This window comes from Streptomyces sp. NPDC042259, from assembly GCF_055582085.1.
Genome location: NZ_JBVJDW010000004.1, coordinates 29,703 through 56,057, shown reverse-complemented (window position 1 = coordinate 56,057; position 26,355 = coordinate 29,703). Strand labels below are relative to the sequence as shown.

The 26,355-nt window shown below is 71.7% G+C and carries 31 protein-coding genes; 17 read left to right on the top strand and 14 right to left on the bottom strand.

All coding sequences use genetic code 11. The features are described from left to right. The first annotated feature begins 41 nt into the window (after positions 1-41). The 6 genes from ACZ6MA_RS12455 to ygfZ all read left to right on the top strand — a co-directional run bounded on the left by ACZ6MA_RS12455 (position 42) and on the right by ygfZ (position 5,283). Positions 42-638, top strand: a complete 597-nt coding sequence (locus ACZ6MA_RS12455; RefSeq protein ID WP_365380825.1) for a heme-binding beta-barrel domain-containing protein — start codon at positions 42-44, stop codon at positions 636-638. A 245-nt stretch (positions 639-883) separates the two neighbouring features. Then, complete coding sequence (locus ACZ6MA_RS12450) at positions 884-1,978, top strand: FecCD family ABC transporter permease (protein WP_469434072.1); 1,095 nt, start codon at positions 884-886, stop codon at positions 1,976-1,978. Positions 1,979-1,980: 2 nt separating this feature from the next. Then, positions 1,981-2,754 carry an ABC transporter ATP-binding protein gene (locus ACZ6MA_RS12445; RefSeq protein WP_469433238.1) on the top strand — a complete coding sequence of 258 codons (774 nt, stop codon included), beginning with the start codon at positions 1,981-1,983 and terminating at the stop codon, positions 2,752-2,754. Between the two features lie 9 nt (positions 2,755-2,763). Beyond that, positions 2,764-3,807, top strand: coding sequence for an ABC transporter substrate-binding protein (locus tag ACZ6MA_RS12440; RefSeq protein WP_469433237.1), 1,044 nt, complete (start codon positions 2,764-2,766; stop codon positions 3,805-3,807). 44 nt (positions 3,808-3,851) lie between these two features. Next, positions 3,852-4,289 carry a Fur family transcriptional regulator gene (locus tag ACZ6MA_RS12435; RefSeq protein WP_469433235.1) on the top strand — a complete coding sequence of 146 codons (438 nt, stop codon included), beginning with the start codon at positions 3,852-3,854 and terminating at the stop codon, positions 4,287-4,289. A 10-nt stretch (positions 4,290-4,299) separates the two neighbouring features. Beyond that, positions 4,300-5,283 (top strand): CAF17-like 4Fe-4S cluster assembly/insertion protein YgfZ, encoded by a 984-nt coding sequence (gene ygfZ, locus ACZ6MA_RS12430; RefSeq protein ID WP_469433233.1) that lies wholly within the window; start codon positions 4,300-4,302, stop codon positions 5,281-5,283. A 655-nt stretch (positions 5,284-5,938) separates the two neighbouring features. Here the strand turns inward: ygfZ and dtd are convergent. After that, positions 5,939-6,364 (bottom strand): D-aminoacyl-tRNA deacylase, encoded by a 426-nt coding sequence (gene dtd / locus ACZ6MA_RS12425; protein WP_469433232.1) that lies wholly within the window; start codon positions 6,362-6,364, stop codon positions 5,939-5,941. A gap of 146 nt (positions 6,365-6,510) precedes the next feature. On the opposite strand from dtd, the gene ACZ6MA_RS12420 reads away from it, so the two are divergent. The 4 genes from ACZ6MA_RS12420 to ACZ6MA_RS12405 all read left to right on the top strand — a co-directional run bounded on the left by ACZ6MA_RS12420 (position 6,511) and on the right by ACZ6MA_RS12405 (position 10,241). Beyond that, on the top strand, positions 6,511-7,101 hold the full coding sequence (locus ACZ6MA_RS12420) for an RsiG family protein (RefSeq protein WP_469433230.1): 591 nt from the start codon (positions 6,511-6,513) through the stop codon (positions 7,099-7,101). Between the two features lie 47 nt (positions 7,102-7,148). Further along, positions 7,149-8,132 carry an asparaginase gene (locus ACZ6MA_RS12415; protein WP_469433228.1) on the top strand — a complete coding sequence of 328 codons (984 nt, stop codon included), beginning with the start codon at positions 7,149-7,151 and terminating at the stop codon, positions 8,130-8,132. A gap of 88 nt (positions 8,133-8,220) precedes the next feature. Beyond that, positions 8,221-9,462, top strand: a complete 1,242-nt coding sequence (locus ACZ6MA_RS12410; protein WP_469433226.1) for a GNAT family N-acetyltransferase — start codon at positions 8,221-8,223, stop codon at positions 9,460-9,462. Positions 9,463-9,647: 185 nt separating this feature from the next. Beyond that, on the top strand, positions 9,648-10,241 hold the full coding sequence (locus ACZ6MA_RS12405) for an NADPH-dependent FMN reductase (protein WP_469433225.1): 594 nt from the start codon (positions 9,648-9,650) through the stop codon (positions 10,239-10,241). Positions 10,242-10,790: 549 nt separating this feature from the next. Here the strand turns inward: ACZ6MA_RS12405 and ACZ6MA_RS12400 are convergent. The 3 genes from ACZ6MA_RS12400 to ACZ6MA_RS12390 form a co-directional block, all read right to left on the bottom strand. Further along, a complete protein-coding gene (locus tag ACZ6MA_RS12400; RefSeq protein WP_469433223.1) occupies positions 10,791-11,801 on the bottom strand; it encodes an endonuclease/exonuclease/phosphatase family protein in 1,011 nt (336 codons plus the stop codon). Between the two features lie 127 nt (positions 11,802-11,928). Then, the gene (locus tag ACZ6MA_RS12395) at positions 11,929-12,567 is read right to left on the bottom strand and encodes an NAD(P)-dependent oxidoreductase (protein ID WP_469433222.1); all 639 of its coding nucleotides are present in this window, start codon (positions 12,565-12,567) and stop codon (positions 11,929-11,931) included. 79 nt (positions 12,568-12,646) lie between these two features. Then, positions 12,647-13,537 (bottom strand): EamA family transporter, encoded by an 891-nt coding sequence (locus ACZ6MA_RS12390; RefSeq protein WP_469433221.1) that lies wholly within the window; start codon positions 13,535-13,537, stop codon positions 12,647-12,649. A 76-nt stretch (positions 13,538-13,613) separates the two neighbouring features. On the opposite strand from ACZ6MA_RS12390, the gene ACZ6MA_RS12385 reads away from it, so the two are divergent. Further along, positions 13,614-14,111, top strand: coding sequence for a MarR family winged helix-turn-helix transcriptional regulator (locus tag ACZ6MA_RS12385; RefSeq protein ID WP_469433219.1), 498 nt, complete (start codon positions 13,614-13,616; stop codon positions 14,109-14,111). Between the two features lie 27 nt (positions 14,112-14,138). Here the strand turns inward: ACZ6MA_RS12385 and ACZ6MA_RS12380 are convergent, their stop codons facing one another. The 4 genes from ACZ6MA_RS12380 to ACZ6MA_RS12365 all read right to left on the bottom strand — a co-directional run bounded on the left by ACZ6MA_RS12380 (position 14,139) and on the right by ACZ6MA_RS12365 (position 18,691). Then, positions 14,139-15,641: a DHA2 family efflux MFS transporter permease subunit gene (locus tag ACZ6MA_RS12380; protein WP_469433217.1), complete on the bottom strand. Its 1,503-nt coding sequence runs from the start codon at positions 15,639-15,641 to the stop codon at positions 14,139-14,141. A gap of 98 nt (positions 15,642-15,739) precedes the next feature. Continuing rightward, positions 15,740-16,228 (bottom strand): MarR family winged helix-turn-helix transcriptional regulator, encoded by a 489-nt coding sequence (locus tag ACZ6MA_RS12375; RefSeq protein ID WP_469433216.1) that lies wholly within the window; start codon positions 16,226-16,228, stop codon positions 15,740-15,742. A 333-nt stretch (positions 16,229-16,561) separates the two neighbouring features. Continuing rightward, the gene (locus tag ACZ6MA_RS12370) at positions 16,562-17,329 is read right to left on the bottom strand and encodes a hypothetical protein (RefSeq protein WP_469433215.1); all 768 of its coding nucleotides are present in this window, start codon (positions 17,327-17,329) and stop codon (positions 16,562-16,564) included. Between the two features lie 258 nt (positions 17,330-17,587). Next, complete coding sequence (locus ACZ6MA_RS12365) at positions 17,588-18,691, bottom strand: alkene reductase (protein WP_469433214.1); 1,104 nt, start codon at positions 18,689-18,691, stop codon at positions 17,588-17,590. 66 nt (positions 18,692-18,757) lie between these two features. On the opposite strand from ACZ6MA_RS12365, the gene ACZ6MA_RS12360 reads away from it, so the two are divergent. Continuing rightward, positions 18,758-19,141 carry a MerR family transcriptional regulator gene (locus ACZ6MA_RS12360; protein ID WP_469433213.1) on the top strand — a complete coding sequence of 128 codons (384 nt, stop codon included), beginning with the start codon at positions 18,758-18,760 and terminating at the stop codon, positions 19,139-19,141. Between the two features lie 43 nt (positions 19,142-19,184). On the opposite strand, the gene ACZ6MA_RS12355 is transcribed toward ACZ6MA_RS12360, so the two are convergent. Together ACZ6MA_RS12355 and sigJ are read right to left on the bottom strand one after the other, a co-directional pair. Further along, the gene (locus ACZ6MA_RS12355; protein WP_469433211.1) at positions 19,185-19,643 is read right to left on the bottom strand and encodes an SRPBCC family protein; all 459 of its coding nucleotides are present in this window, start codon (positions 19,641-19,643) and stop codon (positions 19,185-19,187) included. Further along, positions 19,631-20,470, bottom strand: a complete 840-nt coding sequence (gene sigJ, locus ACZ6MA_RS12350) for an RNA polymerase sigma factor SigJ (RefSeq protein ID WP_469434071.1) — start codon at positions 20,468-20,470, stop codon at positions 19,631-19,633. Before sigJ ends, ACZ6MA_RS12355 begins: the two co-directional genes overlap by 13 nt. A gap of 168 nt (positions 20,471-20,638) precedes the next feature. Between sigJ and ACZ6MA_RS12345 the strand changes: the two genes are divergently transcribed. Beyond that, positions 20,639-21,073: a VOC family protein gene (locus ACZ6MA_RS12345; RefSeq protein ID WP_469433210.1), complete on the top strand. Its 435-nt coding sequence runs from the start codon at positions 20,639-20,641 to the stop codon at positions 21,071-21,073. A gap of 85 nt (positions 21,074-21,158) precedes the next feature. Here ACZ6MA_RS12345 and ACZ6MA_RS12340 read toward each other — a convergent pair whose 3' ends face one another. Further along, entirely contained in the window at positions 21,159-21,584 is a 426-nt protein-coding gene (locus ACZ6MA_RS12340) for a hypothetical protein (RefSeq protein WP_469433208.1), read from the bottom strand. A gap of 68 nt (positions 21,585-21,652) precedes the next feature. Here ACZ6MA_RS12340 and ACZ6MA_RS12335 point away from each other — a divergent pair, with 68 nt between their 5' ends. Then, the gene (locus ACZ6MA_RS12335; RefSeq protein ID WP_469433207.1) at positions 21,653-22,276 is read left to right on the top strand and encodes a TetR/AcrR family transcriptional regulator; all 624 of its coding nucleotides are present in this window, start codon (positions 21,653-21,655) and stop codon (positions 22,274-22,276) included. 88 nt (positions 22,277-22,364) lie between these two features. Here ACZ6MA_RS12335 and ACZ6MA_RS12330 read toward each other — a convergent pair whose 3' ends face one another. Together ACZ6MA_RS12330 and ACZ6MA_RS12325 are read right to left on the bottom strand one after the other, a co-directional pair. After that, complete coding sequence (locus ACZ6MA_RS12330; protein ID WP_469433206.1) at positions 22,365-22,988, bottom strand: histidine phosphatase family protein; 624 nt, start codon at positions 22,986-22,988, stop codon at positions 22,365-22,367. Further along, complete coding sequence (locus ACZ6MA_RS12325) at positions 22,942-23,289, bottom strand: hypothetical protein (protein WP_469433204.1); 348 nt, start codon at positions 23,287-23,289, stop codon at positions 22,942-22,944. The genes ACZ6MA_RS12330 and ACZ6MA_RS12325 overlap by 47 nt, the downstream gene beginning before the upstream one ends. Before the next feature lie 115 nt (positions 23,290-23,404). Between ACZ6MA_RS12325 and ACZ6MA_RS12320 the strand changes: the two genes are divergently transcribed. From ACZ6MA_RS12320 to ACZ6MA_RS12310, 3 genes are all read left to right on the top strand, one after another. Further along, the gene (locus ACZ6MA_RS12320; protein ID WP_130879243.1) at positions 23,405-23,794 is read left to right on the top strand and encodes a helix-turn-helix domain-containing protein; all 390 of its coding nucleotides are present in this window, start codon (positions 23,405-23,407) and stop codon (positions 23,792-23,794) included. 17 nt (positions 23,795-23,811) lie between these two features. Next, positions 23,812-24,396 carry a hypothetical protein gene (locus tag ACZ6MA_RS12315; protein ID WP_469433203.1) on the top strand — a complete coding sequence of 195 codons (585 nt, stop codon included), beginning with the start codon at positions 23,812-23,814 and terminating at the stop codon, positions 24,394-24,396. A 102-nt stretch (positions 24,397-24,498) separates the two neighbouring features. After that, on the top strand, positions 24,499-24,864 hold the full coding sequence (locus tag ACZ6MA_RS12310; RefSeq protein ID WP_469433202.1) for a DUF2516 family protein: 366 nt from the start codon (positions 24,499-24,501) through the stop codon (positions 24,862-24,864). 86 nt (positions 24,865-24,950) lie between these two features. Here the strand turns inward: ACZ6MA_RS12310 and ACZ6MA_RS12305 are convergent, their stop codons facing one another. Continuing rightward, positions 24,951-26,174 carry a PP2C family protein-serine/threonine phosphatase gene (locus tag ACZ6MA_RS12305; RefSeq protein ID WP_469433200.1) on the bottom strand — a complete coding sequence of 408 codons (1,224 nt, stop codon included), beginning with the start codon at positions 26,172-26,174 and terminating at the stop codon, positions 24,951-24,953. Positions 26,175-26,355: the final 181 nt, after the last annotated feature.

The following is a 26,355-nucleotide window of genomic DNA, read 5'->3' as shown; positions in this document are numbered from 1 at the left end:
CCGAGCCTCCTTCCTCGTTCTCCTACAGATCGTCTGAGCCCATGATCGAGATTCCGTCCGACCTTCACCCGAGCCTCGTGCCCCTCGTCTTCCTCCTCGGCAAGTGGGAAGGGGCCGGTGTCGCCGACTTCCCCGGTGCCGAGAAGTGCAACTTCGGGCAGGAAGTCACCTTCACCCACGACGGCCGTGACTTCCTCGAGTACACCTCGCACAGCTGGGTGCTCGACGAGGAGGGCAAGATGGTCCGCCCCCTGGAGACCGAGAGCGGCTACTGGCGGATCGACAAGGACCGCAAGGTCGAGGTCGTCATGATCCGCGACCAGGGTGTCGCCGAGGTCTGGTACGGCGAGCTGGCCGACAAGAAGCCGCAGATCGACCTGGCCACGGACGCCGTCGCCCGGACCGCGGCCTCCGGCCCGTACACCGGTGGCAAGCGCCTCTACGGCTACGTCAAGAGCGACCTGATGTGGGTCGGCGAGAAGGCCACCCCCGAGGTGCCGCTGCGCCCCTACATGTCGGCGCACCTGAAGAAGGTCGCCGACCAGGCCGCCCTGGAGGAGTGGGCGAAGAACCTGCCCGACGACATGCCGGACGGCGTCGCGTTCTTCAACCAGGACGGCACGCCCTACACCGGCTGAGCACGACCTACGAGAGCTTCGCTCTCACCACGCCCCGCGGGGGAAGTCCGGTCGAATTCCGGCGCTGACCCGCAACGGTAGGCGGGAGGACCTTGCACGGTCCTCCCGCGAGCCCGATCACCCGCGGCGGCGTCAGCTCCTGACAACTCGCCGTGGACTGCGAGGGGACGCCCCCGCGGAACGCGCTCGGGGCCGCTCCTTGGGACGCAGGGAAGCGGCCCGAGCCGAAGGCGTCACCCGTGGGGATCCCCTCCCAGGTCACCTCTCCCAACACGACGGGCCCACCCGGCACACCGCCGGCGCCCCGCCGGCTGCCGCTGCCGCCCCTGCTGGCCGGGCTGGGGGCCGCCCTGCTCGGCTCGCTGCTGTGCTGCGTCGGGCTCGGCTCCTCCGGGGTGACCTGGTCAAGGACGCTGCGCTATCTGTGGGCCGGGCTCAGCGGCGGGGCCATCGCACCCGACGAGGTCTCCGCCTACACCATCATCTGGGAACTGCGCTTCCCGCGCGCCCTGCTCGCCGCCGTCGTCGGCGCCGGGCTCTCCGCGACCGGCGTCGCCGTCCAGGCCATGGTCCGCAACGCCCTCGCCGATCCCTTCGTCCTCGGGATCTCCTCCGGCGCCGCCGTCGGGGCGAACTCCGTGCTGCTCTTCGGGGCGCTCGGCTCGCTCGGCGTCTGGGCGCTGTCCGGCGCCGCGTTCACCTCCGCGCTCGCCGCCATGCTGCTCGTCTACGCGGCCGCGCGCACCGCGCACGGGCTGACCCCGCTGCGGCTGGTGCTGACCGGCACCGCCATGCACTACGGTTTCGCCGCCGTCACCACCTTGATGGTCTTCAGCGCCGACCGCGGCGAGGCGGCCCGCTCGGCCATGATGTGGCTGCTCGGCAGCCTCGGCGGCGCCACCTGGGCGTCGGTGCCCATCGCGGCGGCCGCCGTCGCGGCCGGGCTCGGCTACCTGCTCTGGTCGGCGCGGAACCTGAACGCCCTCGCCATGGGGGACGAGACGGCCACCGCGCTGGGCGTGGACCCCGAGCGGCTGCGCAGACGGCTGTTCGTCGTCACGGCCGCCGTCACGGGCGCCGTCGTCGCCGTCAGCGGTGCGATCGGCTTCGTCGGCCTGATGGTCCCGCACGTCACCCGCATCCTCGTGGGCGCCGACCACCGCCGGGTGCTGACCGTCGCTCCGCTGCTGGGCGCGGTGCTGCTGCTGTGGGTCGACATCGTCTCCCGGCTGCTGCTGGCACCCGTGGAACTGCCGGTCGGCGCGATCACCGCCGTCATCGGCGTGCCGTGCTTCGTGCTGCTCATGCGGCGCCGCGGATACACCTTCGGAGGGGCCTGAGCATGCGCGTCGACATCGAGGACCTGTCGGTCGAGATCGCGGGCGCCCGGCTCGTCTCGGACGTCGGACTGCGGGCGGACAGCGGACAGTTCGTCGGCCTGGTCGGACCCAACGGCAGTGGCAAGTCCACTCTGCTGCGCTGTGTCTACCGCGCCCTGCGGCCGGTCTCGGGGCGCGTCCTCCTCGACGGTGACGACCTGCGCGCGCTGGACGCCCGGGAGGGCGCCCGCAGACTGGCGGCGCTGCCGCAGGAGTCGGCGAGCGAGTTCGACTTCACCGTCACCGAGATCGTCGCCATGGGACGGCTGCCGCACCAGAGCGCCGCCGGGCGCGTCACGGCCACCGACACCGAGGTCTGCGCGGGCGCCCTGGAACGGGTCGGTGCGGCCCACCTCGCCGAGCGGGGCTTCCTGACCCTGTCGGGCGGGGAGAAACAGCGGGTGCTGATCGCCCGGGCCCTGGCGCAGCAGCCGAAGGTGCTGGTCCTGGACGAGCCGACGAACCACCTGGACATCGCGCAGCAACTGGAGGTCCTGGCGCTGGTGCGCGACTCCGGGCTGACCGTGCTGGCCGCGCTGCACGACCTCAATCTGGCCGCCACCCACTGCGACGCCCTGTATGTCATCGCCGACGGCCGCATCGTGGCCTCCGGGCCACCGCACGACGTGCTGACCGCCGAGCTGCTCGCCGACGTCTTCGGCGTCCGGGCGCACCGCGTGCCGCACCCGGAGTCCGGTGTCCCGCAACTGCTCTTCGACCGTATTCCCACCCCCTAAGGACGCGCCATGGCCACCGCCGCCGCCCGTACCGCCCGTACCCTCACCGCGCTCGTCGCCGCCGTCGCCCTCGCGGGCTGCGGTGCGAAGGTCGACGACTCCGCGGCCGGTGAGCACGCCGAGGGGGCCGGGGGAAGCACGGGGCACTACCCGGTGACCATCGAGAACTGCGGGGTGAAGACGACGTACGACAAGGCGCCGCGGCGGGTGGTGACCAACGACGTCGGCATCGCGGAGATCATGTTCGCGCTGGGCCTGGAGGACCACATGGCGGGCTATGTGGCACCGGACTACAAGGGTGACCGCGAGGCCGTGGCGTGGAAGGACGGCTACCGGAAGGTGAAGTGGCTGTCGAAGAAGGAGATCACCAAGGAGATCGTCCTCGACGCGAAGGCCGATCTGGTCTTCGCGGGCTGGAACTACGGCTTCAACGAGGGCGGCGGGTTCACCCCCGCCTCGTTGAAGAAGCTCGGCATCGGCAGTTACGTCCTGACCGAGTCCTGCCGCAACGGCGGCGACGCCAAGTCCCGTGGTGTGATGCCGCCGCTGGAGGCGCTGTACACCGACCTGGAGACGCTGGGGAAGGTCTTCGACGTCGAGGACCGCGCGGCGAAGCTCGTCGCCGGGTTCAAGAAGCAGGTCGCCGACGCCCAGGCACGGATCCCGAAGGACGGCGAGCGGCCGAGTGTCTTCCTCTACGACGACGGCCGGGACAAGCCGCTGACCTCCGGCGTGTACGCCGGGCCGCACGACATCATCACCAAGGCCGGCGGCGACCATGTGATGAAGGACCTCAAGGACTCCTGGGTGTCGGTCAGCTGGGAGACGGTCGTGGACCGGAACCCGGACGTCATCGTGATCAACAACTACGGTGACGTCACGGCGGAGCAGAAGAAGAAGTTCCTGAAGTCCTTCCCCCCGCTCGCGGGCGTCTCGGCGGTCAAGAACGACCGCATCTTCGTCCTCGACTACGTCGATCTCGTCGAGAGTCCCCGCAACCCGGCGGCCATCGCCGCGCTGTCGCGTTACCTGGAGGGGGTCCGCGAGGGCTGAGCCGGCCCCGGCCCGCCCGCCCGGACACGCCCTAGACTGGGGGCGTGGTGGACACCGACTGGCAGAGCGATCTCCGTAAGCGCGGCTACCGGCTGACCCCGCAGCGCCAGCTCGTGCTGGAGGCGGTGGACCGGCTGGAGCACGCGACCCCGGACGACATCCTCACCGAGGTCCGCAAGACCGCGGGCGGGGTCAACATCTCCACGGTCTACCGGACGCTGGAGCTGCTGGAGGAGCTGGGGCTGGTCAGCCATGCCCACCTCGGGCACGGCGCGCCCACGTACCACCTGGCCGACCGGCACCACCACATACACCTCGTGTGCCGGGACTGCACGGACGTGATCGAGGCCGATCTGTCGGTCGCCGGGCCCTTCACGGCGGCGCTGCGCGAGACGTTCGGCTTCGAGACGGACATGAAGCACTTCGCGATCTTCGGGCAGTGCGCCAAGTGCTCCGCGAAAGCGCCGCCCGCCGGGTCGTAGGCTTGTCCGCATGCCGCGTCATACGAATGCCAGCCCCCTGCTGTCGCTGCCCGGTGCCGTTCCCGCCGAGGGGCCGGACGAGGGTGTCGCCGCGCACTACGGTGATCTGTTCCGCGAGCAGCGCGCCCTCGCCGGCGGGACCGGTTTCGTGGACCTCTCGCACCGCGGAGTGGTCACCGTCACCGGCGACGACCGGCTGAGCTGGCTGCACCTGCTGATCACCCAGCACGTGAGCGCCCTCCCGGCCGGTCAGGCCACGGAGGCCCTGATCCTCTCCGCGCACGGCCACATCGAGCACGCGCTGTACCTGGTGGACGACGGGGAGACGACCTGGGCCCATGTGGAGCCCGGCACCCAGGGCGACCTGATCGCCTACCTGGAGAGCATGAAGTTCTTCTACCGGGTCGAGGTCGCCGACCGTACGGACGACTTCGCCGTGGTCCACCTCCCGGCGGGCTCGATCGCCGGGACGCCCGAGGGCGTCGTGGCCCGCGAGACACCGCACGGCCGGGACCTGTTCCTGCCGCGCGCGGAGCTGACGGCGTTCGCGGCCGCGCACGGCCCGGCGGCCGGCTCCCTCGCCCACGAGGCGCTGCGCGTCGAGGCACACCGGCCGCGGCTCGGTCTGGAGACCGATCACCGCACGATCCCCCACGAGCTGGGCTGGCTCGGCACGGCGGTCCATCTGCAGAAGGGCTGCTACCGCGGCCAGGAGACGGTCGCCCGCGTCCACAACCTGGGGAAGCCGCCGCGCCGGCTGGTCTTCCTCCACCTGGACGGCAGCGACGTGAAGCTGCCGGGCCACGGCGCGCCGATCCGCCTCGCGGCGGACGGCCCGGAGGGCCGCCAACTGGGCTTCGTCACCACCTCGGCCCGCCACCACGAACTGGGCCCGATCGCCCTGGCCCTGGTGAAGCGCAACGTCCCCCTGGACGCGCCCCTCGTGGCCGGCGACGGCACGGCGGCGGCGCAGGAGGTCGTGGTCGAACCGTAGCGTTGGCCACCGTGCGGCCTCCGGCCGGGGGTTCGGCGGCAGCCTGCAAGGGGCCGGGCCCCTTGCACACGCCCCCCGCCGGGCGGCGGCCCGGCACTCCTCTCCGCCGCAACGGCGACCAGCCGAGCGAGCGCGGCCCGGCGGTGCCCTACGGCCTCCGGCCGGGAAGCTCGGCACCGCCGGAAGCCGCCATCGGGGCGCGCCACCGCCGCGGCGGATCTATGGGCCCGGGCCCCTTCCACACGCCCCCGCCGGAGGCGGCCCCGCGGCCTCCGGCCAGGAGGCTCGGCACCGCCGGAAGCCGCCGTCGGGGCGCGGCACCGCCGCGGCGGATTTAGGGGCCCGGCCCCGTACGGCGCCCCCGCCGGGAGTTCGGCGGCGGACTCAAGGGGCCTGCCCCTTGCACACGCCCCCGCCGAGAGGCAGCCCCGCCCCCATCTCCGCCGCCACGGCGACCAGCCGAGCGAGCGCGGCCCGGCGGTGCCCTACGGCCTCCGGCCAGGAGGCTCGGCACCGCCGAAAGCCACCATCGGGGCGCGGCGCCGCCGCGGCGGATCTATGGGGCCGGGCCCCTTGCACACGCCCCCCGCCGGGAGGCGGCCCGGCGGCGGAGATGGGTGCGGCCTCCTGCCGGGAGGCAGCCTCACATCCCCCCTCAGACCTCCAGAAGCACCGTGAACGGGCCGTTGTTCGTCAAGGTCACCTTCATGTCCGCGCCGAAGCGGCCCGTGGCCACTTCGGCGCCCAGGGCTCGTAGGCGGGTGACCAGCTCGTCGACCAACGGTTCCGCCACCGGGCCCGGGGCCGCGGCGTTCCAGGTGGGGCGGCGGCCCTTGCGGGCGTCACCGTAGAGAGTGAACTGCGAGATCACCAGCAGCGGTGCGCCCACGTCCGAGCAGGACTTCTCGTCGTCCAGGATCCGCAGCGACCACAGCTTGCGCGCCAGCTGCTCGGCCTTCGCCTCAGTGTCCTCGTGCGTCACTCCGACAAGCACACACAACCCCTCGCCGAGGATCTCGCCGACGACCGCACCGTCCACGGCGACGCTCGCGCCGTCCACTCTCTGCACCACTGCACGCATACGGACCATGATGCCCTGCGTCCATCCAGGGCTGTTCGGGTGCAGAGGCCCTGCGGGCGGGGCGGACACAGTGGCACGATGCGTACAGGCGGTGCGCATGCGGGCATCGTGATGTGACCGCACACCGCCCGAGGGGACGGATACGCATGCCCACACCCACCGAGGACGGCCCCATGCTCAAGGCAGTGGACAGTCTGAACCCCCGCCCGCCGAGCCAGCGTTCCGGCAGGCTCGCGGACGTCCCCGTGCGCCGGCTGGGCGATCTGCGGCTCGCGGAGCTGCGCGCGGTGCGCCGGGACGCCCAGCGCGACGAGGCGGACCTCAGCTATGTGCGGCGGATGCTCCAGGGCCGCATCGACATCCTGCGGGCCGAGCTGGCGCGCCGGACCACTCCCGGCTCGCCCCTCATGGAGCGGCTCGTCGTGGACCGGCTGTCGGAGATCCTCGCGGACGAGCCGTCCGCCCACCGTTCCTCCGCCCGTCATGTGACGCTCGGGACACCGCACGGCGAGGAGTTCCGGCGGCTGGCCGAGGACATGCTCTCCGAGGTGGAGCTGTCCGACCTGGCCGCCCGGACGGACCACGAGCTGCACGAGGGAATGGCCCGCCTCGCGGCGTACGAGCGGCAGGTCTCCGGCCGCCGCCGGCAGCTGCAGCGCACGACCGACGATTGCAGTGCCGAGATCGCCCGCAGGTACCGTGAAGGGGAAGCACAAGTAGACGACCTCCTCTCCTGAGACCCCCGGGGGGGCGGTCCGCACCACCTCCCTCCGGAAAGTCGACGATGACCTCCTCGCCCCTCGCGTCCTCCCCCGCCACCACCCACGGCATACCCCCGGTCCTCGCCGAGGTCGTACGTTCCGGCTTCGTCGAGGGCCACCACCGCGGCTCGCTGGTGGTGCTGGCCGCCGACGGCAGCGTCGAGCTGGCACTCGGCGAGCCGGCGGCCCCGGTCTACCCGCGTTCGGCCAACAAGCCCATGCAGGCCGCCGCCATGCTGCGGGCCGGGCTGGAGCTGTCCGGCGAGCGCCTGGCCCTGGCCGCGGCCAGCCATTCCGGCGAGAGCTTCCACCTGGAGCTGGTGCGCACGATGCTCTCCGAGTTCGGCCTCCGGGAGAGCGATCTGCGGACCCCGCCCGACCTGCCGCTGGACCCGGTCGAAGCGGAGTCTTACCTGGCGTCCGGCCAGGTCCGCGACCGCGTCACCATGAACTGCTCCGGCAAGCACGCGGCCATGATCGCCACCAGCGCCGCCAACGGCTGGCCGCTGGACTCCTACCTCGACCCCGCGCACCCGCTCCAGCGCCTGGTCCTGGAGGTCGTGCAGGAGGCGAGCGGCGAGCGCGTCGCCCACGTCGGTACGGACGGCTGTGGCGCCCCGCTGATGGCCCTGACCCTCACCGGCCTCGCCCGGGCCTTCCGCAGCTTCGTACTGGCCGCCCCGGGTACGCCCGAGCGCCGGGTGGCGGACGCGATGCGCGCCCACCCGGAGTACGTGGCCGGCACCCGCCGCCCCGACACCTGGCTGATGCGGGAGGTGCCCGGCGTGCTGTCGAAGATGGGTGCCGAGTCGGTGCAGGCCGTGGCCTTCCCGGACGGCCGCGCCCTCGCCTTCAAGATCGACGACGGCGCCCCGCGCGCCATGGGCCCCGTCCTGGCCCGTGCCCTGGAGCTGCTCGGCGTCGACTCCCCCGTCGTGGCCCGCATCGGCGAGATGCCGCTGCTGGGCGGCGCGGAGCGGGTGGGCTCGATCCGGGCGGCGTTCTGACGGACCCGGGGGCGCACGCCATGCGCCCCGCGCGGGCCGCGGGGAAATTCGTGTGCGGCCCGCTCCGCCGGTTGCCTAGCGTGCCGGTATGAGCCTCGACGTCCGCGCGATCGAAGAATCCGACCTCCCCGACTGGTGCCGGGCCATGCGCACCGGCTTTCTCCGTCCCCCCGTGGTGACCAAGGAGGAGGTCGGGTTCCGGCGCGCGCACATCGCCCCCGGGCGCGCCCAGGGCGCCTTCGACGACGGGCGCTGCGTCGCCACGTTCCGCAGCTTCGCGCAGCGGATCACCGTGCCCGGAGGGGCCGCGGTGACGGTGGACGCGGTCTCCAACGTCACCGTCTCCCCCACGCACCGCAGGCGCGGCCTGCTCAGCCGCATGATGGACCGCGACCTGCGGGCTGCCAAGGAGCGCGGCGAGGCCGCCTCGACGCTGATCTCCGCCGAGTACCCGATCTACGGCCGGTACGGCTACGGGCCGGCCACCTGGGTCACGGAGTGGGAGATCGACGTTCCCCGCGCCGGGCTCGACCGACGCTACGCGGGCCCGGCGGACGGTGGCCGCGTCGATCTCGTCGACGGCACCGAGGCCAGGAAGTCGGGCCAGGCCCTGCACGAACGGCTGCGCGCGGCCCGGCACGGCGTCATCGACCGCGACACCCAGTGGTGGCAGACCCGCACGGGCGAGCTGGCCCACCCCAACACGCCCTGGACGGAACCCTTCTACGCCGTCCACCGCTCCCCCACCGGCAGCGTCGACGGTCTGCTCGTCTACACCGCGGACGAGACGTGGGAGGCCAAGCTGTCCCGGGTCACGGCCACCGTCCGCGACTGCTTCGCGGTCACCCCCGAGGCCGAACGCGCCCTGTGGCACTTCCTGTTGTCCATCGACTGGGTCATCACCCTGCGCACCGGCCTCCGTGCCCCCGACGACCTGCTGCCGCTCCTGCTGCCCGACCCGCGCGCGGCCCGCACCGTCACCCACGCCGACTTCCTGTGGCTGCGCCCCCTCGACGTGCCGGCGCTGCTCAAGGCCCGCACGTACCCCACCACGGGCTCCCTCGTCCTCGAGGTCACCGACCCGGACGGGCTCGCCGCCGGCCGCTACCTCCTGGAGGCCGGACCGGACGGCGCCTCCTGCGCCCCGACCACCCGCACGGCCGATCTCACGCTGCCCGTCGGCGCATTGGGCGCCCTGTACCTCGGCGACGAGTCCGCCACCCGGCTCGGCGCCCTGGGCCGGATCACCGAGGAGCGGCCCGGCGCGCTCACCCTCGCGGACACGCTGCTGCGCACGGCGCGGCGGCCGTGGTGCCCGGACGTCTTCTGATCCGGCTCCCCGGGCCGGCACGGTCGATGGGACGAGCACCCCGGGAAATACCGGACTTCCCGGGGCACTTGCCCTGGACCGATCGAAGATCCTTGACCTCAACCATGCTTGAGGTTGGAAGCTTCTTCTCGGCGGCCCCACCGACCGCCGCACAAGCCGAGATTCCGTCAGCCAGGGGGGACCCCATGTCCGACAGCCCGTACCGCCTCGCCGTTGTCGTCGCCTCCACCCGCGAGGGCCGCTTCGGCCCCACGGTGGCCGGCTGGTTCGCCGAGCAGACCGCCCAGCGCACCGACATCGAGGTGGACGTCATAGACCTCGCCGACCACCCGCTGCCGGTGAACCTGTCCAGCGACCCCGGCCCGGAGGCCGCCGCCCTCCTCGCCAAGGTGTCCCCGCGACTCGCCGAGGCCGACGCCTTCGTCGTCATCACCCCCGAGTACAACCACAGCTACCCGGCCTCGGTGAAGAACCTCATCGACTGGCACTACACCCAGTGGCAGGCCAAGCCGGTCGGCTTCATCTCCTACGGCGGTCTCTCCGGCGGTCTGCGCGCCGTCGAGCACCTGCGCCCGGTCTTCGCCGAGCTGCACGCGGTGACCATCCGCGAGACGATCAGCTTCCACAGCCCGTGGGGCAAGTTCGACGACAACGGCCGGCACCTGGACGAGGAGGCCGGCACGGCCGCCGCCGGTGCCGCGAAGGTCATGCTCGACCAGCTCACCTGGTGGGCCCTGGCCCTGCGCGAGGCCCGCGCCGTGCGCCCGTACGGCAACTGAGGCCCACGGTGTGCCGCTTCGCTCCGCGCAGGCACGGGGGTCTTGCGCGGAGCGTCTCGCCTGGCCGGCGGGTCTTCGGCTACGGGCCGCACCGTTGCCGCCCGCGACGGGCGGCCTACGGGCGCGTCCTCAATCGCCGGACGGGCTGCTGTGCTGTGTCCTCAAGCGCCGGACGGGCTGATTGGCCGACCTCAGCCAAATCAAGCCTGTCCGGCGCAAGGCCGACAGTCCCGCGCAGCCGCCAGACGGGCAGGTGTCGCCTGAGGCCAACCAAACCAGCCCGTCCGGCGATTGAGGACGCGCCCGCAGGGCGCCCGCCGCAGGCGGCACAGGCAGCCCCCGGCCGACAGACCCGCCCCGCCCGGCCCGCAGGGCCACCGGCAGTCGCCCGACGGACAGGCTTCGGCTGAGGTCAGCCAAATCAAGCCCGTCCGGCGATTGAGGACGCGCCCGCAGGGCGCTCGCCGCCGCAGGCGGCACAACGGGGCCGCGGCCGACAGACCGCCCAGCCCGGCCCGCAGGGCCACCGGCAGGGACACCCTCAGCCACCTACTCGACGAGCGCCAGCTCCGCGACCACCGCCCGGTGATCGGAACCCCGCAAGGTGCGTTCGGTGACCGAGACCGCCGCCAGCCCACTCCCGTGCAGGACATGGTCGAGCTGGAGCAACGACGGCACGCCCGAGGCGTCGGCCGGCCAGGTCGGGGCCCAGCCGTGGCCGAGTTCCGCGTGGGTGTCCGTGAGCCCCTCGGACAGCAGCTCGCGCATGGGCGCGTGGTCGAGGGTCGCGTTGAAGTCGCCGAGGAACACCGTGTCCCGGCCCGAGTCCGCGGCCTCGGCCCCCAGTTCCCGCATGTCCCGGGCCCAGCGCCGGGCGTCGCCCAGCGGGTAGAGCGTGTGGACCGCCACCAGCCGTACCGAGCGCCCGCCCACCTCGACGGCGGCCGTCGTCTGCGGCCACACCGTGTCCCGGCCGCGCAGCGGACCGCCGCCCGTGAGCGGCAGCCGGGAGTACAGCGAGGAGTCCGCTTCGGGGTGCAGCTCGCGGTACGGCATCAGCCGTGCCAGGCCCGCCTTGTCGAGCGCCTCGATCGCCCGGGGCGTCAACTCCTCCATGGCCAGCACGTCCAGCCGCTCGGTGCGGACGAGTCGGACGAGCGCCTCGGGATCGACCGCGCCCACATGGGCGTTGCTCGTGGCCACCCGCAACCGCGGTGCGCCCGCCGGCACGTCGTCCCGGTCGGGGACGAACCGGGGAACCATCCACGTCAGTTCCACCGCGACCAGCACGGCCGCCACCGCCACGGCCCACCATGAGCGCAGGGCCAGCAGCGCGATCAGCACGACCAGGGTGCCGGCCACGACGTACGGGAACCCCGCCATCGGCATCGCCAGCCACGTCCCGTCGTCCAGCGACAGGGCCCGCGCCACGACGAGCACGGCCACGCCGGCCAGGGCCGCCCCGCACCCGATCAGTGCGGCCGTCCTCAGCCGGCGTCGCGGACGTGGCGTCCGCCGGCCGGGCTCGGTGGCCGGGGTGTTCCCGGTAACGCCGCTCATGGAACCTCACCTCCCGGGCCGACCTTAGGCGGTGTCCGGCGGACCGTGTGAGCCGGACCTGCTGCGCCCGAGCCCAGCCCCAGCCATATCAAGCCCCGGGGGCCCCAGCCGAAGGGTCCGCGGCCGGTCAGTACGCGGCGGTGAACCTCGTCCGGTGGTGCCGGGGCCGCTCGGCCTCGTCCAGGAGGGCGACCGACAGATCCTCCATGGAGATCGCCGAGTTGCCGTCCTCGTCGACGAGCAGTTCGTCACCGCCCAGCCGGTACGTGCCGGTGCGCACCCCCGGCTCGAGTACGGCCGCCGGGCTCAGATAGGCCCAGTCCACCTCGGTCTCCGCGCGGCACGCGGCGAGCTGGTCGTTGCAGGCCAGGGCGATGCCGCGCCAGTCGGCGGGGAAGTCCGGGGTGTCGATGACGGTGGTGCCGCCGGTGCCGGGCACTATCAGGCTGCCCGCGCCGCCGACGACCAGCAGCCGCACACCGGTGCCGGCGAGTCCGGTGAGCAACCCCTCGGTGGCCTTGACGAGTTCGCCCTCGCTGCCGGGTGCCGGGCGGGTCGCGCCGATCACGACGTCCTGGCCGGTGCTCAGCCGGGCCACGTCCTCGGCGTTCGAGGCGTCACCGACGCGGGCCGTCGCCCCGGCGGGCAGCTGGGGGAAGCGGGCGGAGTTCCGTACGACGGCGGTGACCTCGTGGCCGCGCGAGAGGGCCTCGGTCACGACGCGGCTGCCGACGTTTCCCGCTGCTCCGAAAACGGTGATGCGCATGGTCTTCAAGCTCCTTGAGATGAGGTGACGCAGAGGTGAGAGGACAAGAGGTGGGAGGGCAAGGGGAGGGCGAAGGGAGTCAGTGGGAGGACGAGGCGGACGGGGCCGGGTCGGGGACCACCGGGGCTTCGGCCCGCGGGGTCCGCTGGGGCTTGCGTATCTGTGCCACGACGAGGGCGCCGAGGACGACGAGCCCGCCCACCGACTGCCCCACGGTGAGTTCCTGGTCGAGCGCGAGCCAGCCCAGGGCGGTGGCGACCAGGGGGCTGAGGAGGCCGAGGAACGTCGCGTTCGTCGGGGACAGGGCGCGGATGCCCCGGAACCACAGGACGTAGGCGAGGGCGGCGCCGATGATCGTGAGGTAGCCGTAACCGGCCAGGTTCGCCGTGCTGAGCGTGGCCGGCGGCGGTCCTTCGACGAGGAGGGCGACCGGGAGCAGCAGCAGGCCGCCCGCGACGAGCTGCCAGCCGGTGGTCGCGAGGAGGGGCGCGGGCGAGGTCCACCGCTTGCTGAGGACGATCCCGGTGGCCATGACCACCGCGCTGGCGACGGCGGCCGCGACGCCGATGCCGTCCAGCCGGGCGTCGGCCCGCAGGACGAGCAGGCTGACGCCGCCCACTCCCGCGAGGCCGGCGAGGGCGGTGCGCGCGGAGACCCGCTCGCCGAGCAGCCCGGCGGACAGACCGATGACCAGCAGCGGCTGCAGGGAGCCGATGGTGGCGGCGACCCCGCCGGGCAGCCGGTAGGCGGCGACGAACAGCAGGGCGAAGAACGCGCCGATGTTGAGGGCGCCGAGCACCAGTGAGCGCCACCACCACACGCCGCGCGGCAGCCGCCGGGTGATCGCCACGAGCAGGAGGCCCGCCGGCAGGGCGCGCACCACGGCGGCCAGCAGGGGGCGTCCCGGCGGCAGCAGTTCGGTGGTGACGAGGTAGGTGGTGCCCCAGATGGCGGGCGCCAGCGCGGTCACGAGGATGATCCCAAGGCGATTGCTTAGCACTAAGACAATGTATCTCACCGCTAAGGGAAATGGCTAGACTGGATTCATGGCAGATCACGTGGACCGCGTACTGGAGCAGTGGGCCGAGCGCCGCCCCGACCTGGACGTCTCGCCGATGGCGGTGATCGGACGGCTGTCGCGGCTGCACCGGCTGATCGACACCGAGCTGAACCGCACGTTCGCCGCGCACGGCCTCGACAAGGCGTCCTTCGACGTGCTGGCCACCTTGCGCCGCAGCGGGCCGCCGCCGTACTCCCTGACCCCCGCCGGGCTGATGCGGTCGTCGATGGTCACCTCAGGGGCCATCACCCAGCGTCTCGACCGGCTGGAGGCCCGGGGCCTGGTGACCCGCACACCGAGTGCTTCGGACGGCCGCGTCGTGGACGTCACCCTCACCGAGGAGGGCCTCGCCCTCATCGACCGGGCCCTGCCCGATCACGTCGCCAACGAGGAACGCATCCTCTCCGCACTCTCGCGCCCTCGGCGGGACGCGCTCGCCGAGGGACTCCGCGATCTCCTGGAGTCCCTCGACGGCCCCGCCTGACCCGGCGCCCGCCGGGCCGGAGGCGGATCAGGCGGCCGTGACGTGCTCGGCGGCCGCCCGCTCGGCCGGCACCTCGCGCCCGGGCCGGCGCAGCACGGTGAAGGCGACCGCGAAGGCGGCGACGAGGAGCCCCGCGCCCACGGTGAACGCCAGGTGGTAGCCGCCGGTCAGCGCCTCGGCCGGGCCGCGTCCGGCCGCGCGGAGGGCGTCGGTGCGGGAGGCGGCCAGGGTGGAGAGCACCGCGACGCCCAGGGCCATGCCGATCTGCTGGGTGGTGTTGAAGAGCCCGGAGGCGAGCCCGGCGTCCTCGCCTCCCGCGTCCGACATGCCCAGAGTGGTCAGCGCCGGGAGCGCGAGCCCGAAGCCGGCGGCGAGCAGCATCACCGGGAGCAGGTCGACGAGGTAGTTCGCGTGCACCGGCAGACGGGTGAGCCACCCGAGGACCCCGACGAGCAGGACGAGCCCGGCCAGCAGGACGTTGCGCTCGCCGAAGCGCGCGTTCAGACGGGCGGAGACGCCCAGTGACACCGCGCCGATGACCGCCGCCGCCGGAAGCATCGCCAGACCGGTTCCGGCCGCGCCGTAGCCGAGGACCTTCTGCATATAGAGGGCGACGAGGATCTGGAAGGAGAAGAGCGCGGCCACCATGAGGACCTGGACGAGGTTGGCGCCCACGACGCTGCGCGACCGGAGGATCCGCAGCGGCATGAGCGGCGCCGCGCTGGTGGCCTGGCGGACGACGAACGCGGCGAGCAGCACGACGGCGAGGGCGCCGAGGCCGAGGGTGTGCGCCGAAGTCCAGCCGTAATCCTCGACCTTGACGACGGTGTAGATCCCGAGCATCAGCCCCGCCGTGACGAGCAGGGCCCCGAGGGCGTCGGCCCCGGCCCTGCGCCCCGCCCCGCGGTCGGCGGGCAGCGCGGGCACGGCGAAGGCGAGGGCCGCGAGCCCGATCGGCAGATTGATGAAGAAGATCCAGTGCCAGTCGAGCGCGTCGGTCAGCACCCCGCCGAGCACCTGGCCGAGCGAGGCACCGGCCGCGCCGGTGAAGCTGAACACGGCGATGGCCTTGGCGCGTTCGCGCGGATCGGTGAACAGCGTGACGAGAATGCCCAGACCGACCGCGGAGGCCAGCGCGCTGCCGACGCCCTGCAGGAACCGGGCGGCTATCAGCACCGCGGGGGACGCGGCCACGCCCGCCAGCAGCGAGGCCGCGGTGAACACCGCGGTCCCCGCCAGGAACACACGCTTGCGGCCGAGCAGATCACCGAGCCGCCCGGCGAGCAGCAGCAGACCGCCGAACGCGACCAGGTAGGCGTTGACGACCCAGCTGAGAGCGGCGGGCGAGAACCCCAGATCGCTCTGGATGGCCGGCATCGCCACCGTCACGATGCTGCCGTCGAGGACCGTCATCAGCATCCCCGTGGCGAGGACACCGAGAGCGGCCCAACGCGACCGTCCTCGCGCCCGCTCTCGTGGAAGGGGGGCAGTCGGCACGGCGGGGGAAGGACGAGCGGGTGCGGCGGACATGGCGGGGCCTCTCCTGTCAGTCGGATGACAGGAGTGACCGTAGCAGATTGTTTTGTTGTAGACGATCTATTTCGGAGCCAGTGCTCTCGTCCGCCCCGTCACTTCTCGCGCTGACGGGCCCGCCGGGCCGCCCGAGGACCCTCGACCGGAACGGCGAGATGCCCGCTGACCAGCAGGTTCAGTGCGCGCAACAGGGCCTTGCGATCAGCCTCCGGAAGCGCCGCCAGCGCCTCCTCGTGCACCCGGTCGACGATCTCCTGACTCCGCGCGGCGACCCGGGCCCCCTCCTCGGTGACCGCGATGATCCGAGCCCGCCGATCCCGCGCCGACGGCCGGCGCTCGGCGAGCCCGGCCTCTTCCAGGGCGTCCACCGTCACCACCATCGTGGTCTTGTCCATGTCACCGATCTCTGCGAGCTGGGCCTGAGTGCGCTCCTCCTCCAGGGCGTGAACCAGCACGCAGTGCATGCGCGCGGTCAGCCCGATCCCGGCCAACGCCGCCGACATCTGCGTGCGCAGCACGTGGCTGGTGTGATCGAGCAGAAACGAGAGGTCGGGTTCGGTGTGGGTGGGGGCCATGGCAGTCATGCCGCCAGCGTAACAATTCGATCTGTTACGGATGATCCAGAAATCGACGTTCTGGTCGCCGCGCGGCGCTGTGTCCTCAATCGCCGGACGGGCTGCGGTGCCGTGTCCTCAATCGCCGGACGGGCTTGGTGGGCTGAGCCTGTCCGCTAAGGCCAGCCAAAACAAGCCCGTCCGGCGATTGAGGACGCGCCCGCAGGGCGCCCGCCGCCGCAGGCGGCCGGACGGCCCGCAGCCAAAAGATCCGCCCGTACATACACCCGTGGCCCCACCTCAAACAGAGGCGGAGCCACGGGTACAGCCATGAAACTACGGACGGGTTCGATCCCGAACCGTTCAGCCAAGCTTGCCCAGCTGCGCGTCGGCGACAGCCTTCGGCTGCTCCGCCTTGCCGGCGAGGCTCATGGCGAAGAAGGTCGCGAGCGTGCTGCCCTTGCGCGTCGCCACCACGTGGGTCGTGCCGCTCGAGCCGTCCGCGTCGAGCGTCAGGGTGAAGGCCACGGCCTCGTCGCCGCCACTGAACGTGGCGGGCTCCACCTTGGCGATCTTCGTCTTGTCCGAGCCGACGATCATGGTGAATCCGCCGGTGCAGGCCTTGCCCGCGGCGGTCAGCTTGGCGAGGGCCTCCTGGGCGCCCTTGCCCTCGTAGGAGCCGAGGACGTCGGACGTGATGGTTCCGCCGAGGGCGGCCAGGCCGGCCTTGGCCTTCTCCTCCGGCGAGGCGTTCTCGGCCGGCTTCGGCGGCATCCCCATGATCTTGCGCACCGCGGTCGCGGCGGGCTTGCCACCGGACTGGAGCGTCATGGCGTCGAGGAGCGGCTTGCACTCGGCTTTGTCGGTGGTGGCGGCCTTGACCGAGGCGAGGTCGCCCTCGGAGGCGTTGGCGACCTTGTGGTCCTTCAGGTCGCTCTCGGCCAGGATGAGCTTGTCCAGCTCGGCCTTGGTGAGGACCTTGCCCGCGGTCGTGCTCTCCTTGCCCTTCTCCTTGCCCTCGGCGGAGGCCTCGGCGGCGGGCTTGTCGGACGAGCCGCAGGCGCCGACGAGCAGCGCGAGCGAGACGGCGGAGGCGGCGACGGCGGTACGGCGGACGATGGTGCTGCGCATGAAACGGCTTTCCTTCGGTTCGGTGGACAACGTTCCCCACGCGAAGCTCACTCGGCCGGTGACACGCGGAATTTGTTGTGGACCCCGAAAATAAGGCCTGTTTTCGCCTGGCGATCCGGCGAAGACCCCCGTCCGCGCAATCGTGACGCCCGCGCAATGCGAGGGCCATCCAATCGAGACGCGTTCCGGTACAACCTTCCAGCACGTGACCGAGACCACTCCCGCGCCACCCGCCTCCCAACCCTCAACCGTCGGCCGTCAGGTCGCGGCCAGTACCGGATAGTCGGTGTACCCGGCCGCCCCGCCCACGTACATCAGGCCCGTGTCCGCCACCGGGTTGAGCGGGGCGCCGACGCGCAGCCGTTCGACGAGGTCGGGATTGGCCAGGAACGCACGGCCGAGCGAGATCAGGTCGGCCCCGGCGGCGAGCAGTCGCTCCCCCGCCTCCCGTCCGCCGTCGGCGGGCAGCGGCCCGCCCCACCCCAGCACGGGGTTGGCGATCAGCGTCCCCGGCCAGGCCTTCCGGATGCCCTGGAAGAGGGGCTGCTCCGGGTCGGCGAAGACGACGTGCAAGTAGGCGAGCCCGGCATCGGACAGGGCCTCGACGAGGGCCGGGTAGATGCTCTCGGTGTCGCCCTCGTCGATGCCGTTGACGGTCACCCCCGGCGAGATGCGCAGCCCCACCCGCTCGGCACCGATCGCGTCGGCGACCGCCCGGACCACCTCGACCGCGAACCGGATGCGCCCGGCGACCGAGCCGCCGTAGGCGTCGGTGCGGTGGTTGGTGCCCCGCGCCATGAACTGGTGCAGCAGGTGGCCGTTGGCGGCGTGCACCTCCACCCCGGCGAAGCCGGCGTCCACAGCCTTGCGGGCGGCGGCGGCGAAATCGGCCACGGTCGTACGGATGTCCTCCGGTGTCATCTCCCGGGGCACGACGGCGTCCTGGCGTCCGCTGGGGGTGTGGATCGTCTCCGGGAGCGCTATCGGCGACGGCGCGACCGGCGTCAGCCCGCTGTTGTAGGGGTGCCCGACCCGGCCCCCGTGCTGCAGTTGCAGGAACATCCGGCCGCCCGCGTCCCGCACCGCATCGGTGACCTGCCGCCATCCGGCCACGTGCGCGTCGTTGTAGATCGCTGGGATGTGGGGGTAGGTCTGCCCCACGGCGTTCGGCGTGGCGGCCTCGGCGATGATCAGTCCCGCGGAGGCGCGCTGCGCGTAGTACGTGGCCATGATCGGCTGGGGGACGCCATCGGCACCGGCGCGGTTACGGGTCAGCGGTGCCATCACCAGACGGTTCGGCAGCGCGAGAGCGCCGAGGCTGGTGGGCTCGAAGAGGCGGGAGTCAACTCGTGTGTTCGTCATGGCCGTACGGTAGGAGTTGACACCAATGTCAGGTTCAAATGCGCGCACCGGCGGACGGGGTGGGGAATGCGGATCGGTGAACTGGCTCGGCGCACCGGCGTGAGCGAGCGTTCGTTGCGCTACTACGAGACACAGGGGCTGCTGCGCGCCGAGCGCACTCCCAGTGGTCACCGCGTCTACGGTGACTGGGCGGTCGACCGGGTCATCCGCGTTCAGGCGCTCTACGCCGCCGGGCTGAACAGCAAGAAGATCGCGCTGCTGCTCCCCTGCATGCGGGACACCGACGGCGGCCCGTCCGAGATCGCCACCCCGCAGCTGGTCACCGAACTCGCCACGGAACGGGACCGCATCAACCGGATGATCGATGACCTGATCCGCTCCCGCGACGTCTTGGACGAAGTGATCGACACGGCCGCCGGCCGTCTCCGGCCCACCCTCGTGGAACCGTGACGGCACCCACGCGACGGCCGCTCGCCCCCACCCGGTTCACGGATCAGCGGGGAGGGCGCGGTGGGGCCAGCGCGGCACCGGCGGCGTCGAGGATGTTGCCGAAGGTGCGGGTGATGATCGGCCGCGCGACGCGCCGGGTGAAGAAGCCACCGAGCAAGGGGACGGGGATCTCGGCGCGGGTGGTCCACAGAACCCGCGTTCCCCCGTCGACCTCGCTGAACGTCATACGGCCGAGTTCGTGCCGGGACGGCGGCAGACTGCGCTCGACGACGTACTCGGTGACGTACGGCGGGTCGTACCGCGTGATGCGTTCCCGGAACCAGCCGATCAGCCAGAGATGGCTGCGGACCGCGCCGACTCCGTAGGGCGCGCCCTCGCCCTGCCGGGTCAGGCGGCAGCGCACCACCAGGGGCGAGCGCGTGTAGTGGGTGGTCGTGGTGAGCCAGGCGAACACCTCGTCGATCGGGGCGTCGATGACACGTTCCACCGTCATGGTTTCCACGGCTGGTGACCTCCTCGGTCGAGTGGGAGCACCGTCTCGGCGCGGTGCAGCTTGTCCGGGTTGCGCATGCCGTAGAGGCCGGTGATCCGTCCGTCGTGGATCTCGAACGCGACCAGCCAGTCGAGTTCGCCGTCGGTGACGAACCGTGCCGCGGGCATGCCGTTGTAGGCGGCGTGCTCGACGCGGGTCGCCGCGGTGGTGGTGCGGAGCACGCCGAGGACGAACCGGGCGACCTCGTCGCGGCCGGTGATCGGGCGGCGGGCGGCGACCACCTTCCCGCCGCCGTCGGAGATCTGCACGGCGTCGGGCGCCAGCAGGTCCATCAACGCCTGCACCTCACCGGTCGTCGCCGCGTGCAGGAACCTCCGGACGATCTCCCGGCTCGCCTCGGAGTCGGGCTCGAAGCGGCGCCGCCGCGCGTGGACGTGCCTGCGCGCGCGGTGGGCGATCTGCCGGACGGTGGCCTCGGTCTTCCCGATCGAGGCGGCGATCTCGCCATGGGTGTAGCCGAACACGTCGTGCAGCACGAACACCGCGCGCTCGGTGGGGTTCAGCGTCTCCAGGACGAGCATCACGGCCATCGACACCGACTCGGCCAGGATCACGTCCTCGCTCACCTCGGGTGCGGTGCGGATCGGCTCGGGCAGCCAGGTACCGATGTACTCCTCGCGCCGCGCCTTGACCGCGCGCAGATGGTTGAGGGCCTGCCGGGTCACCACGCGGACCAGATAGGCCCGCGGATGCCCGACCGTGGCCGGATCGACCGCGCTCCACCGCAGATAGCTCTCCTGCAGCACGTCCTCGGCGTCCGTGGCGCTGCCGAGCATCTCGTAGGCGATGGTGAACAACAGTGGTCGGTGCTCGGTGAAGGCGTCCTCCACACCCGGCTCCTTTCCTCGCATGCCCATCGAGACACGCCGCACCGGCGAACCGTGACAGGCCGCCGCTGTGATCCGCTTCACAGCGACTCACCGCCCGGTGGCTATGGTGGGCCGATGACGTCGATCAAGCAGGTCCAAGTCACCTTCGACTGTGCGGAACCCGAGCGCGTCGCGCGCTTCTGGTGCGAGGTGCTGGGGTACGTCGTACCGCCGCCGCCGGAGGGGTTCGCCACGTGGGACGACTTCAATCACTCGCTGCCGCCGGAGATACAGGATTCGGCGTTCGCGTGCGTCGATCCCTCGGGCGTGGGCCCGCGACTGTTCTTCCAGCGCGTCCCCGAGGGCAAGGTCGTCAAGAACCGGGTCCATCTCGACGTGCGGGCCGGCATCGGGCTCGTGGGTGACGAGCGCCTCGCCACGCTCGAAGCCGAGTGCGCCCGCCTGGTCGCGCTCGGCGCGGTACGCGTGCGACTCCTGTCCGCCGATGGTGTCAACGAGTCGTGCATCGTGATGCAGGACGTCGAGGGCAACGAGTTCTGCCTCGACTGAGGACCCGCGAACGGGGCACCGTCCCGCCGCCCGCGGCGACGGGCGCCCCATGGGCGCACACCGCCGCGCGGCGGCAACCCCACCGTCAGCGGGCGGAGTTCTCCACGCGAGCGCCCGAGTCCACGCACACAGGGGCCGCGACGACCAGCAGTGCGGCGAACACGAGGGGGGCGGCCGTCTGGTACCCCACCCAGACCTCACCGCCGGCCCCGCTCCCCCGCCACGCCATCAGAAGGCCGGCCAGGGCCGCCAGTATCCAGCCGCAGTCGTAGGCGATCATGAGCCGCGTGTACGTGCGCATCGACCGGCCGCGCGTGTAACCGATCTCGATACCACCGCCGATCAGCAGGGCCACCCCCGAGACGACCATCAGCCGGGCCGACACGCCGAGCAACCGGCTGAGCGGGGCGGCGCCGACGATGTAGACAGCGGCGAGCAGCACCTTGAAGGCGCCGTCGGCGATGGCGCCCACCGTCTGGCGGGTCACCCGCGATGCCACGGCCTGGGCCATGAGCGTCCTCCTCCAAGCTCGTCCCGACGATTCCGTAATGAGATTACGGTAATAATCAAACTATGAGAATGACGAGAGCCGAAGCCAAGGAACGCAACCGCCGGGCCTTGCTGGACGCTGCGCTCCAGGTCGTCTCCCGGGACGGATACCGGGCCAGGCTCGAGGAGATCGCCGATCGCGCCGGCCTGACCACCGGCGCCGTCTACTCGCTGTTCGGGAGCAAGAACGGCCTGGTGGTGGCCCTGGTGGCCGACCATCTGCGGCCGTACTACGAGGAGATCGAGCAGGCGGTTCCCGCCGGGCTCGACCTGCTCGAAGCGGTCGACGCCTTCGCCCGGTACTACCGGCGTGGCTGTGACGGCCCCGACGCACTCTCCCGCCTGTCGCTCCAGATCACCCTGCTCGACATGGCCCTGCACGACCCCGACCTGCGAACCCGACTCGCCTCGTCCGTACGCGAGCAGGAGAACCACCTGGTCGCGCTGTTCACCGGAAGGCCGCACCACGGAAGCGTCGTGACGCCGCAACAGGCACAACGCCTGACCACCGCCCTCAGGGCACTGTTCGTCGGCCTCGCCCAGGGCGTTCCCCTCGGCCTCGCCCCCGATGCCGACGAGCAGTACTTCGCCGACACCGCCCGCGCCTTGGCCTCCGCAATGCCCCTCTGTCCGGTCTCGGATAAGTCCGGGTGAGGCGGTCCCCTGACCTGCGGTGCCCGGACTTGAGTGAGACGGGTTTGCAGGGTCCTCTCACTCGATTCCGGGCAAACGGCCTTCTTGGTCAGATGCGAAGTTCGGACGGGAAGCCGGTCCAGCGCAGTTCTGTGGGCAGGTGCCGCATGTCGTTGTAGAACAGCACGGAGGACGGCTTGCCGGGTGTGTATCGGATGACCGTCAGGGCTGCGTTGCCGTGGTTGAGGCCCATCCAGCGCCACTCGGGTGCGTCGAGGGCGGCTCGGATCAGCCATCCGATGAGGAAGTTGTGGGTGACGACCAGTTCGTGGCGGGGACGATCTCCTTCGACCGGACCTGTGAATTCTGTGAGTGCTTCCCGGGCCAGTGCTGGACCGCGGTTGCGCTCCTCGTCGGGAACCTGATCGAGGAAGCCGAGCATGGCGTCGGCCGAAGCCGGCGGCAGCTCGTCCTTTGTAGGTAGATGGGGGACGTAGTCGCCGGCCAGTTCCGACTCGTGCAATGGGACGGTGCCAAGTTGTGCGCTGATCAGCCGGGCCGTCTGTTGCGCCCGGGGCAGCGGACCGTGGTAGATCGCTGAAAGTGGCGTGTTCTGGAGCCGTTCACCGAGCAGAATGGCTTGACGCCGGCCGCTCTCCGTCAGGGTCGTCTCATCTTCTGACGCTTCACCGTGCCGAGCAAGGTAGAGGTATCGAGTAGCTGCGTCTGCCATGTCCCGGGTCTCCGTGGCCATCCGTGATCTTGTGTGTCGGGATGGACGCTGAGCTCGTTGTGCGTAGTTCCCTCGCGGCTGCGCCGGCCCAGTTGGAGTGGTAGGCGATGCGGGCCTCGTCGTAGGCGTCCAGCATCGGCGGGCTCAGTGCCCGCCACTGCTGTTCGGGCAGCAAGTCGAAGACGGCCGGGCCCTCTTCGGCGAACCGGCGCCAGCCCTCCAGCCGGGTGGAGGGGTCCGTGCGGTCCCCGCCAAGCTCCGACACGTCCTCGCCGTCCGGCTCCGGCGTGTTCACCACCACCGTTCGGCCTCCTTGCGTGCGTGAGCGGACACCCCAAGGCCGACCCCTAAAGGTGCGGCACACTTTTGCAAGCAGGTGCTTGCAAAAGTTAGCAAGATGCGGCAGCATCGGCTCCATGGCATCACTCAACGTCGGCAACCTCGGTGAGTATCTGCGGGAACAGCGCCGCAGTGCGCAGCTGACGCTGCGCCAGCTCGCCGACGCCGCGGGAGTGTCCAACCCGTATCTCAGCCAGATCGAGCGCGGCCTGCGCAAGCCGAGCGCCGAGATCCTGCAGCAGCTGGCCAAGGCGCTGCGGATCTCCGCCGAGACCTTGTACGTGCAGGCCGGGATCCTCGACGAACGGGACAGGGAAGAGGCGGAGGTCCGCAGTGTGATCCTCGCCGACCCCTCGATCAACGAGCGGCAGAAACAGGTGCTGCTCCAGATCTACGAGTCCTTCCGCAAGGAGAACGGGCTCGCGACGGACGACGACGGCAAAGACGCCGGCACACCTTCGAGCTGATCCGGGAGACCATCGTTATGGCCATCGCCCAAGACATCCGCAAGGCCGCCACCGACACCGCCTACGCCGCGGCCGGTGCGGCCGATCTGACCGCCGAGAAGATCGGGCAGCTCGTCACCGAGGCACCCGAGCGCATCGAGAAGCTGCGCAAGACCGACCCCAAGGCCGTCCAAGAGAAGGTGACGCGGCAGGCCAAGGAGGTGCAGACCACGGTCAGCACCAAGGTCACCGAGATCATCGGGACCTTCGACGCCGACGTGAAGAAGCTGGGCCAGACCGCGCAGGACCTGGCGCTCCAGGGCGTCGGGCAGGCCGTCGGCCTCGCGGCCGCCGCCGGTGAGAAGTTCGAGCAGCTGGCCGACCGTGGCCGTGGCGCCGTGAAGACCTGGCGCGGCGAGGCCGCCGAGGAGGTCGCGGAGATCGCCGTGGCCATCGAGCCGGACAGCGAGCCGCGCACGGACGTCCCGGCCGCCCAGGCCGAACCGGCCGGCGCCGCGCAGGACTCCGTCACCGTGGCCCCGGACGACACCAAGTCGGCCGTGAAGAAGCCCGCTCCCCGCAAGCCCGCCGTGAAGAAGGCCGACCCGAAGGCCGGCGAGTAAGCACTCCGCGTCGGTCCGGGTGCGCGTCCCGCGTGCCCGGACCGTTCTGCGGGTACGGTGGCGCGCAAGCGTCCGCGATGAATCGACCTTGAGGTGAGCCGCGTGTTGGTGGACGGGTTCGGCAGCGCACTGGACTGGCTGGGGGAATGGCTTCCCGTCGTGCTATGCCTGTTCGCCCTGGCCGCGGTCGTCGACGCCGCGACCACCCGCGAGGACGCCTTCCGGGCGGTCGGCAAGCAGACCAAGCGGTTCTGGCTCGTCGTCACGACCCTCGCCGCCCTGGTCTCCGGGCTGCCCTCCGCCCGCCATCTGGGCGGCGGCTGGGCCTCGCTGGCGGGCATCTTCGGCGGACTGGGGTTCCTGCTCATCCTCGCCGCCCTCATCGCCACCATCGTCTACTACGTGGACGTCCGTGCGACCCTCAAGCGGATCAACGGCCGGCGGAGCTGGCCCAAGCCGCGTCGCTAGCCGCTGGGCACCCGGAACCACCGCCCGTCGCACAGGGCCGCCCCTTCCGGCGCCCTGCGGGCGCGTCCTCAAGCGCCGGCCAGGGCCTAGCCCCAGTCGAGCAGCAGTACCGCCAGGTCGTCCGTCAAGTCGCCGCCGTTGAGCGCCCGGACCTCCGTGACGGCCGCGTCCAGCAGGTCCTCACCGCTCAGCCCCTCCTTGACCTGGCGGGTGATCAGCTCCACCACGCCCTCCTGGCCGAGCCGCTGCGTGCCCTCGCCGATCCGGCCTTCGATCAGCCCGTCGGTGTACATCATCAGGCTCCAGACACCGCCGAGTTCGACCTGACGACGCGGCCAGCGGGCACGCGGCAACAGCCCGAGCGCCGGACCGCCGTCCTCCTGCGGAAGCAGATGCGGGGCATGCCCGGAGCGGACCACCAACGGCGCCGGATGACCGGCCAGGCACAACCCGGCACGCCGGCCGTCCGGCGCTATGTCGACCGTGCACAGCGTCGCGAAGATCTCCTCGTCCGCACGTTCGTACTCCAGCACCTGCTGGAGCGTGGACAGCAGTTCGTCACCCGACAACCCGGCCAGCGTCAACGCGCGCCACGCGATACGGAGTTCCACCCCGAGCGCCGCCTCGTCCGGGCCGTGGCCGCAGACATCGCCGATCATCGCGTGCACCGTGCCGTCGGGGGTGCGGACCGTGTCGTAGAAGTCACCACCGAGCAACGCCCGGCTGCGGCCCGGCCGGTAGCGGGCGGCGAACCGCAGATCGGAGCCCGCCAGCAGCGGCGTCGGCAGCAGCCCCCGCTCGAGCCGGGCGTTCTCCTGCGCGGTCAGTCGCGACTCGGTGAGCTGCCGCTGCGCGAGATCCGCGCGCTTGCGCTCCACGGCGTAGCGAATGGCCCGGCTGAGCACCCGGGCGTCGAGTTCGTCGCGGAAGAGGTAGTCCTGCGCCCCGACCCGCACGGCCGCCGCCGCGCGTTCGGCGTCCCCCTCGGGGGTGAGCACGAGCACGGCCTGGCGCGGCGCGAGCCGCAGCACCGCGCGCAGCGTCTCGAACCCGTCGTCCGTCTTCCCCGGCAGGCACTCCACGCCCGCCAGATCGAGGTCGAGCAGGATGCACTGCACATCATCGGTGAGCAGCCGTTCACCCTCGGTGAGATTACGGGCTGTACGGACCCGGACCGGCTTGCCCGCCGTATCCCGCAGCTCGGGGAACGACAGCGACCCGTGGGGATCGTCCTCGATCACCAGCAGGGTCAGCCCGCCGTCGGGCAGCACGGCGGGCTGCTCCGCCGGGCTCGGCGCGGGTTCGGGCATCGTTCGGCTTCCTTCCCACCCCCCGAGGGCACGGCACCCACCGACCGGGGGCACCGAACGCGACCCTAGCGCCAAGGCTTGGGCCAACGGAATGGCATGACGCCAAGCACCACTGTCATATGCCTTGTCCCCTACGGCTTTTGGCGCGTGGGGGGTGAATTGACCAATGACAAACATCACG